Source organism: Pseudodesulfovibrio sp. S3 (assembly GCF_004025585.1).
Classification (GTDB): Bacteria; Desulfobacterota; Desulfovibrionia; order Desulfovibrionales; family Desulfovibrionaceae; genus Pseudodesulfovibrio.
Genome location: NZ_QTZO01000026.1, coordinates 24476 through 30504, shown reverse-complemented (window position 1 = coordinate 30504; position 6029 = coordinate 24476). Strand labels below are relative to the sequence as shown.

Genomic DNA, 6029 nt, shown 5'->3' with positions numbered 1-6029 from the left:
TACAGCGAGGGGCAATTGGAAGCGGGGCTTAGAGCCTGTTGTGCGCGGCGGAGCGTGGCCCGGAAAGCGTTCGTTCACGGACTTTCTTTCCCGGGCAGTGGAGCCGCGCTACAGGCTCTTGGTCCCGCTTCCAGGATCACAGCCCAAAAAAGGCGTTTTTGCCTACTTTTGTCGCCTTGAACAAAAGTAGGGCGCTGCAAGAGCGCAACACTTCAAAAGGATATAGAGCCTAACTTCCACCGCGAATGCGCTACGTATCAAACAATCCCCCAAAACCTATGATGAAATCTGCCGCCCCGAAAAACCGAAGAGCCTAATCCAACAAGAAAATCACACCATCCCCACCACCCCTTACAACGACGACCAATTGACCCCGAAGCTTAGAGCCTGTCTCGGGCGGCGAAGCGTGGCCCGATTGAGTCCACAGGGTGGACAATCGTTTCGGGTAGCGAAAGCCGCCTACGGGCTCTTTGCTTCAGGGCCAGGCTTACAGCGCGGAAAAGCGTTTTTTGCTTCATTTTTGTAGCTGTAAAAGCGAAACACGTCGTAATGATGATGAGCCTAGCTTCCACCGCGGATGCGCTACCAATCAAACAAATTCCAACTCTTCATATGGAGAACGTGCTCATCTCCACCGCGTAATACCCTCAAAGCCGACAACAAACTGGCAAGGGTTGGTGTTGCCGAATTGTTTCCAAGCTGCAATGGGACTGCAAAGCAGTGCCTTTGCAGCTTGTGTAGAACCTGTTCAGCAAGCACAGCACAAAATCCCTTTCCTCCTCTGCGGGGCGGGCCTCCCCATCGTACGCCCGCCCCGCAGCCTCTCCTTGCCAAATGTGACGGTTTATGCTTTTTAATTAGACATATTATGAAAACATTCATCTTCCTTCCACCGGTTTCCAGGCCGACCGGGGGCATTACCGTCTTGCGGCAGATGGCCGACATCCTCCACCAGTCCGGGCGGGACGTGTTTCTTGTCGCTCGAGAAAAAGGTGGTTGGCGTCCTGCAGGGATGGCCGACTCCGCCCCGGTGATGGAGTGGGTCGATTTGAAGTTGACCAAGGCGGATATCTGGGTGGTACCGGAGGGGTGGGTCAATGCGTTGGCCCCGGGGTTGTATGCCAATGCGCAGTGCTTCAGCTACATCCAGAACTGGGCCTATATCTTTTCGTCGCTTCCGGAGGAGGTGGACTGGCACAGTCTGCCGGTGGAATTCCTGGCCGTGTCCGACCCCGTCTCCCTATTCATCAAGGAGGCAACGTTCAAGGATTCTCCGATTCTCCGCCCCGGCATTGACCGGTCCGTCTATTTCAAGCCCGAGAACAAGCCTGACGGAAAGCTCAACGTGGCCTACATGCCCCGCAAGAACAAAGCCCTGGCCGAGCAGATCAAAGCCATTTTCGAGCACCGTTGCGGATACGGCGAGGTCAATTGGCTGCCCATAGCGGGCATGGACGCCCGCGAAGTAGCCGAAACCCTGCGTTCCGCCCATGTTTTTCTGGCCACCGGTTTTCCCGAAGGCTGTCCGTTGCCCCCGTTGGAAGCCATGGCCTGCGGTTGCCTGCCTGTGGGCTTCACCGGGTTCGGCGGATGGGACTACATGCGTCAGCTTCAGGAAACCCCGCGCTATACCCCGTGGATCGAACTGCGCGAAGTCGATTGGTCCGGCAACGGCCTGTGGTGTGCCGATGGTGATGTGCTCGACGCGGCCTTGTGTCTGGAGGACGCGGTACGGATGATACGGGATGACGAAAGTTCTCTGGCAGCCGCCCTGGATGCAGGCCAGCAGACTGCGGACGCGTATTCCACTGAAGAACAGAGGTTTGCTGTTCAAACCATGTGGGATGCATTGTGAGCCGAGCCTGATGGGAAAGACCAAGCGCGCTGAACCCGAATCCCTGGAGCTGCCTCGTGTCGGGGTGGATTCCCATGCCCATCTCGATCTTGATGATTTCGACGAAGATCGTGATGAAATCATTGCCCGCGCCACGGCTTCGGGCATCAGCCAAATCATCAACGTTTTTCTCGGGCCGGACGCCTATGAGCGGAACAGATCCCTGTTCGACGGTCATCCGCAGGTTTCCTTTTTGCAAGGGGTGCACCCCAATCAGGCGGACGAGCTGACCGGCGAAACAGTGATCCGTATGCGCGATCAGTTCAAGGCCGACCCGCGTCTCAAGGGGGTCGGCGAGATCGGCCTGGATTACTATTGGGAGCGCGTGGATCACGACGTCCAAAAGAACGCGTTCATCCGCCAGCTCGACCTTGCCCGCGAGCTCTCCCTTCCGGTCGTCATCCATTGCCGCGACGCCAACGAAGATGCTGTTGCTGTCCTAGAATCCCAAGGATTCAAAGATTACCCGGTGCTCTGGCATTGTTTCGGGGCCGGGCTTGACCTGGCCAGGATAGTCATCGACAACGGCTGGCACATTTCCATTCCAGGCCCGGTCACGTTTCGCAAGATATCGGACGACGTCCAGGCTGCCGTTGCGCGTATCCCGTTCGACCGGCTGCTCATCGAGACCGACTGCCCCTACCTTGCGCCCGAACCGTGGCGCGGCAAGCGAAATCATCCCTCCCTGATGGCGTTCACCGCCCAGCGCATCGCCCAGATCAAGGGCCGTTCCATCCAGGACATCTGGCAAATCACCGGCGACAACGCGCGGCGTTTTTTCGGATTGTAATGCCTTTGATGGGGGGCTCTCATGCTGCTCGCTAATGGTGAATATATTGTTGAAAGAGATAGAGAGGGCTGATCTATGTCATTGTTTGATAATTTTAATTATGAAAATGAAATCTTTGAAGACGTTGAATGGCGAAATGATCTTGAAGGTATTGAATTTTACAAGTGTGTTTTTAAAAATTCATCGTTCCAGTCTAGTCGGTTTATAAGTTGCAGTTTTGATAGTTGCGAATTTATTCAGTGCAATATTTCCATTGTAGGGATAATACACACGTCTTTTCTGGATACTAAGTTCACAGACTGTAAAATGATTGGCGTAGGCTGGAGCGCAACAAACGGTATTCTTTCTGCTGTATATGATGGATGCAACTTAAATAACAACACGTTCTCTGATATGAACCTCGTGAAGTTTAGATTTTCTTCATGTTCTTTCGTGGAAGCATCTTTCTACAACACAAAACTGATGTATTCAGTTTTTGATGATTGCGATTTGAGTCAGTGCCAATTCTCTCAGGTTGATTTGAGTTTTGCTGATTTTTCGACATCCAGAAATTATTACATGAATGCAACTTCCAACACCCTTTACAAGACTAAATACTCCTTGCCTGAGGCTGTTTCGTTGCTTGCAAACCTTGATATAGTTCTCATCTAAATGACAGGTTGCCAGTTGGTATGATGGCGCTAATCCGGCTTTTCTTGGTAGCTGAATGAATTGTGTGGAGTACTTGAATCGACCGATCGAAGTTGGAGGATGAAAAGCAAGATGCAGCTTTCCATTCCATTTGTTTTACGGGTGTTGATTGCTGATATGGTCAGAGCTATTGTCTGATAACCGTTGCTGTATGCGGTCAAGGCCATGCACGATCAAGCACCCGGACATGGGCGTGAAATGCGACCCGTAATCACCTCCGGAATAGCCTGTTTCCGTGGCCCTAGTCAGGAGGCATACCCAATTTTTCCACTTGACTAGGTACGGGAAAGGCATACGTTCCCGGCATGAATATCCTGACCCTTGGCATGCGCTATATGCTGGTTGGCACCATTCTCTTCTCCATAGGCTCCCTGCTCATCAAAGTGGCCGGGACCCGGTTGCCGACCATGGAGATTCTGTTCGTGCGCGGGGCGGTCGGGGTGGGGTTCTGCTGGGTGATCCTGCGACGGGCCGGTGTGGGAATGTTCGGTACCCGGAAGCTGATGCTTTTCCTGCGCGGATTGCTCGGGTTCTCCGCCATGTTTGCCGATTTTTATGCCATCGTGCACCTTCCGCTGGCTGATGCCCTGGTCCTGCTGTTTTCTTTTCCCGTGGTCGTAGCCGTATTGGCCTGGCTGCTCATGGGCGAAAAAATAACCAAGGGTGGGGCCTTTTCCATCCTCGCATCGCTGGTCGGTGTGACCTTGGTGTGCAGGCCGGGATTTCTGTTCGGGGGTGCTTCGGCGTTGGACCCGTTGGCCGTGACCGTGGCCCTGATCAGTGTCGTCCTCACCTCGGGGGCGATCCTGACCGTGCGAACCCTGGCCAAGACCGAACCTCCTGCCGTGGTCATGCTCTACCCGCCCATTGTCATAGCCTTGTTCGCACCGTTGTTTGCGCAGGGCTGGGTCGTGCCGAATCTGTCCGAGTGGGTAGCCCTAATCGGGGTGGGGTTGTTCATGAATGCGGGTCAGTACTACATGACCAAGGGCTACGCCATCGAGTCCGCAGCCCGCATCAGCGGGGTTTCCTGTCTGGAGATTGTGTTCGCCGCCTTCTGGGGCATGCTGTTTCTGGGGGAGGTGCCGAATCTCTGGACCATCGGCGGCGGGACGCTCATCGTCTTCGGCGTCCTGGTCCTTGGCCGGACCGGGGTGCTGGAGCAGGCAAAGGGCTAGGCTTTTGCTGAACAACCATCAGAATTTTTCGAAAATCTGCATCAATTCCTCATCCACTTCTTCGGGGTTCTCGGCGTTGAGCGTGACCAGGCGGTGCAGAAAGGTGAAGCTCAACTCGTCCATTTCCTTGAAGGACATGGCCGCGTAGCCGCCTTTGATGCGGACTATCACACCTTCCACCACGATGCGTATGCCCGGCGAAAGAGGCAGGTGCAACTCGCAGGTGATGCCGGTTTTGCAGTCCTCGCAGCCGGACAGGAGCGCGCCCTTCATGCTCAGGTTTCTGGTGGAAACCGGGATGACCTCATCACCGATGGTCACATAGGCCTCGAAGTCGGCGGATACGCGGGTGCCGCGTCGCTTGTCGGATGTCATGGCGAACCTCCTCTTGGTTTCTTTCTAACACAAACGCGGTTGAGCCTCAAAGGAATTGAAAGGGGCCGGAGTGCATATGCACTCCGGCCCCTGAACAGTGCATTGGGGGTCTGCCTAGTCGTATTCAACCGAGCTGATTTGCATGAGGGTGTCCCAGTTGTGGATGGCTTCCACGTAACGGATGGTGCCGGTCTTGCCGCGCATGACCAGGGAAGAGGTCTCTGCACCGTGGCCGTGGTAGGTGACGCCCTTGAGGAAAGTGCCGCCGGAGATGCCTGTGGCCGCGAAGAAGAGGTCCTCGGACTTGACCAGGTCGCTCACGGTGAGTACCCGGCGGATGTCCATGCCGAATTCGGCCAGGGCGTTCTTCTCTTTCTGTTTTTGCGGATCGAGCTTGGCGAACATCTCGCCGCCCATGATGCGGATGGCGATGGCGGACAGCACGCCTTCGGGGGTGCCGCCGGTGCCCATCATGACGTCGACCTCGCAACGCGGGTCAATGGCCATGAGCGAACCGGTGATGTCGCCGTCGGTGTGCAGCTGGATTCTGGCACCGGCCTCGCGGATTTCGGAGATCAGTTTCTTGTGGCGGGGTTTGTCCAGGACAAAGACCACCAGATCATCCACGTCCTTGTCCAGAGCGCGGGCAATGAGTTTGAGGTTGTGACCGGTGGGCGCTTCAATGTCCACTACGTCCTTGGCATTGGCGGGCACCACAAGTTTCTGCATGTAGTAACTCGGGCCCGGATCGAACATGGCGCCTGCCGGGGCCACGCCCACTACGGAGATGGCATTGGGACGACCGTTGGCCAGCAGGTTGGTGCCTTCCAGCGGGTCCACGGCGATGTCGACCTTCGGTCCCTGGCCCAGGCCGAGTTTTTCCCCGGCGTAGAGCATGGGAGCGTCGTCCTTTTCGCCCTCTCCGATCATGATCTTGCCGTCGATTTCCAGGGTGTTGAAACACAACCGCATGGCGTCGACAGCTGCCTGGTCTGCGGAGATCTTGTCGCCTTTGCCGAGCCAGCGGGCGCAGGCGAGGGCAGCGGCTTCAGTGACGCGGACCAGGTCCAGAGCGAGGTTTTTTTGTGGGGCTTCCATGTGC

General features: G+C 55.8%; 6 protein-coding genes. 4 read left to right on the top strand and 2 right to left on the bottom strand.

What is annotated here, in order from left to right; translation table 11 throughout:
* Positions 1-868 precede the first annotated feature (868 nt).
* The 4 genes from DWB63_RS16235 (at position 869) to DWB63_RS16220 (ending at position 4552) form a co-directional block, all read left to right on the top strand.
* Positions 869-1855 (top strand): glycosyltransferase family 1 protein, encoded by a 987-nt coding sequence (locus DWB63_RS16235; RefSeq protein ID WP_128329915.1) that lies wholly within the window; start codon positions 869-871, stop codon positions 1853-1855.
* Between the two features lie 10 nt (positions 1856-1865).
* Entirely contained in the window at positions 1866-2684 is an 819-nt protein-coding gene (locus tag DWB63_RS16230) for a TatD family hydrolase (RefSeq protein WP_128329914.1), read from the top strand.
* A gap of 75 nt (positions 2685-2759) precedes the next feature.
* A complete protein-coding gene (locus DWB63_RS16225; RefSeq protein WP_128329913.1) occupies positions 2760-3335 on the top strand; it encodes a pentapeptide repeat-containing protein in 576 nt (191 codons plus the stop codon).
* Positions 3336-3679: 344 nt separating this feature from the next.
* The gene (locus DWB63_RS16220; RefSeq protein ID WP_128329912.1) at positions 3680-4552 is read left to right on the top strand and encodes a DMT family transporter; all 873 of its coding nucleotides are present in this window, start codon (positions 3680-3682) and stop codon (positions 4550-4552) included.
* 18 nt (positions 4553-4570) lie between these two features.
* On the opposite strand, the gene DWB63_RS16215 is transcribed toward DWB63_RS16220, so the two are convergent.
* A complete protein-coding gene (locus DWB63_RS16215) occupies positions 4571-4927 on the bottom strand; it encodes a PilZ domain-containing protein (RefSeq protein WP_128329911.1) in 357 nt (118 codons plus the stop codon).
* A gap of 114 nt (positions 4928-5041) precedes the next feature.
* On the bottom strand, positions 5042-6025 hold the full coding sequence (gene glpX, locus DWB63_RS16210; RefSeq protein WP_128329910.1) for a class II fructose-bisphosphatase: 984 nt from the start codon (positions 6023-6025) through the stop codon (positions 5042-5044).
* Positions 6026-6029 lie beyond the last annotated feature (4 nt).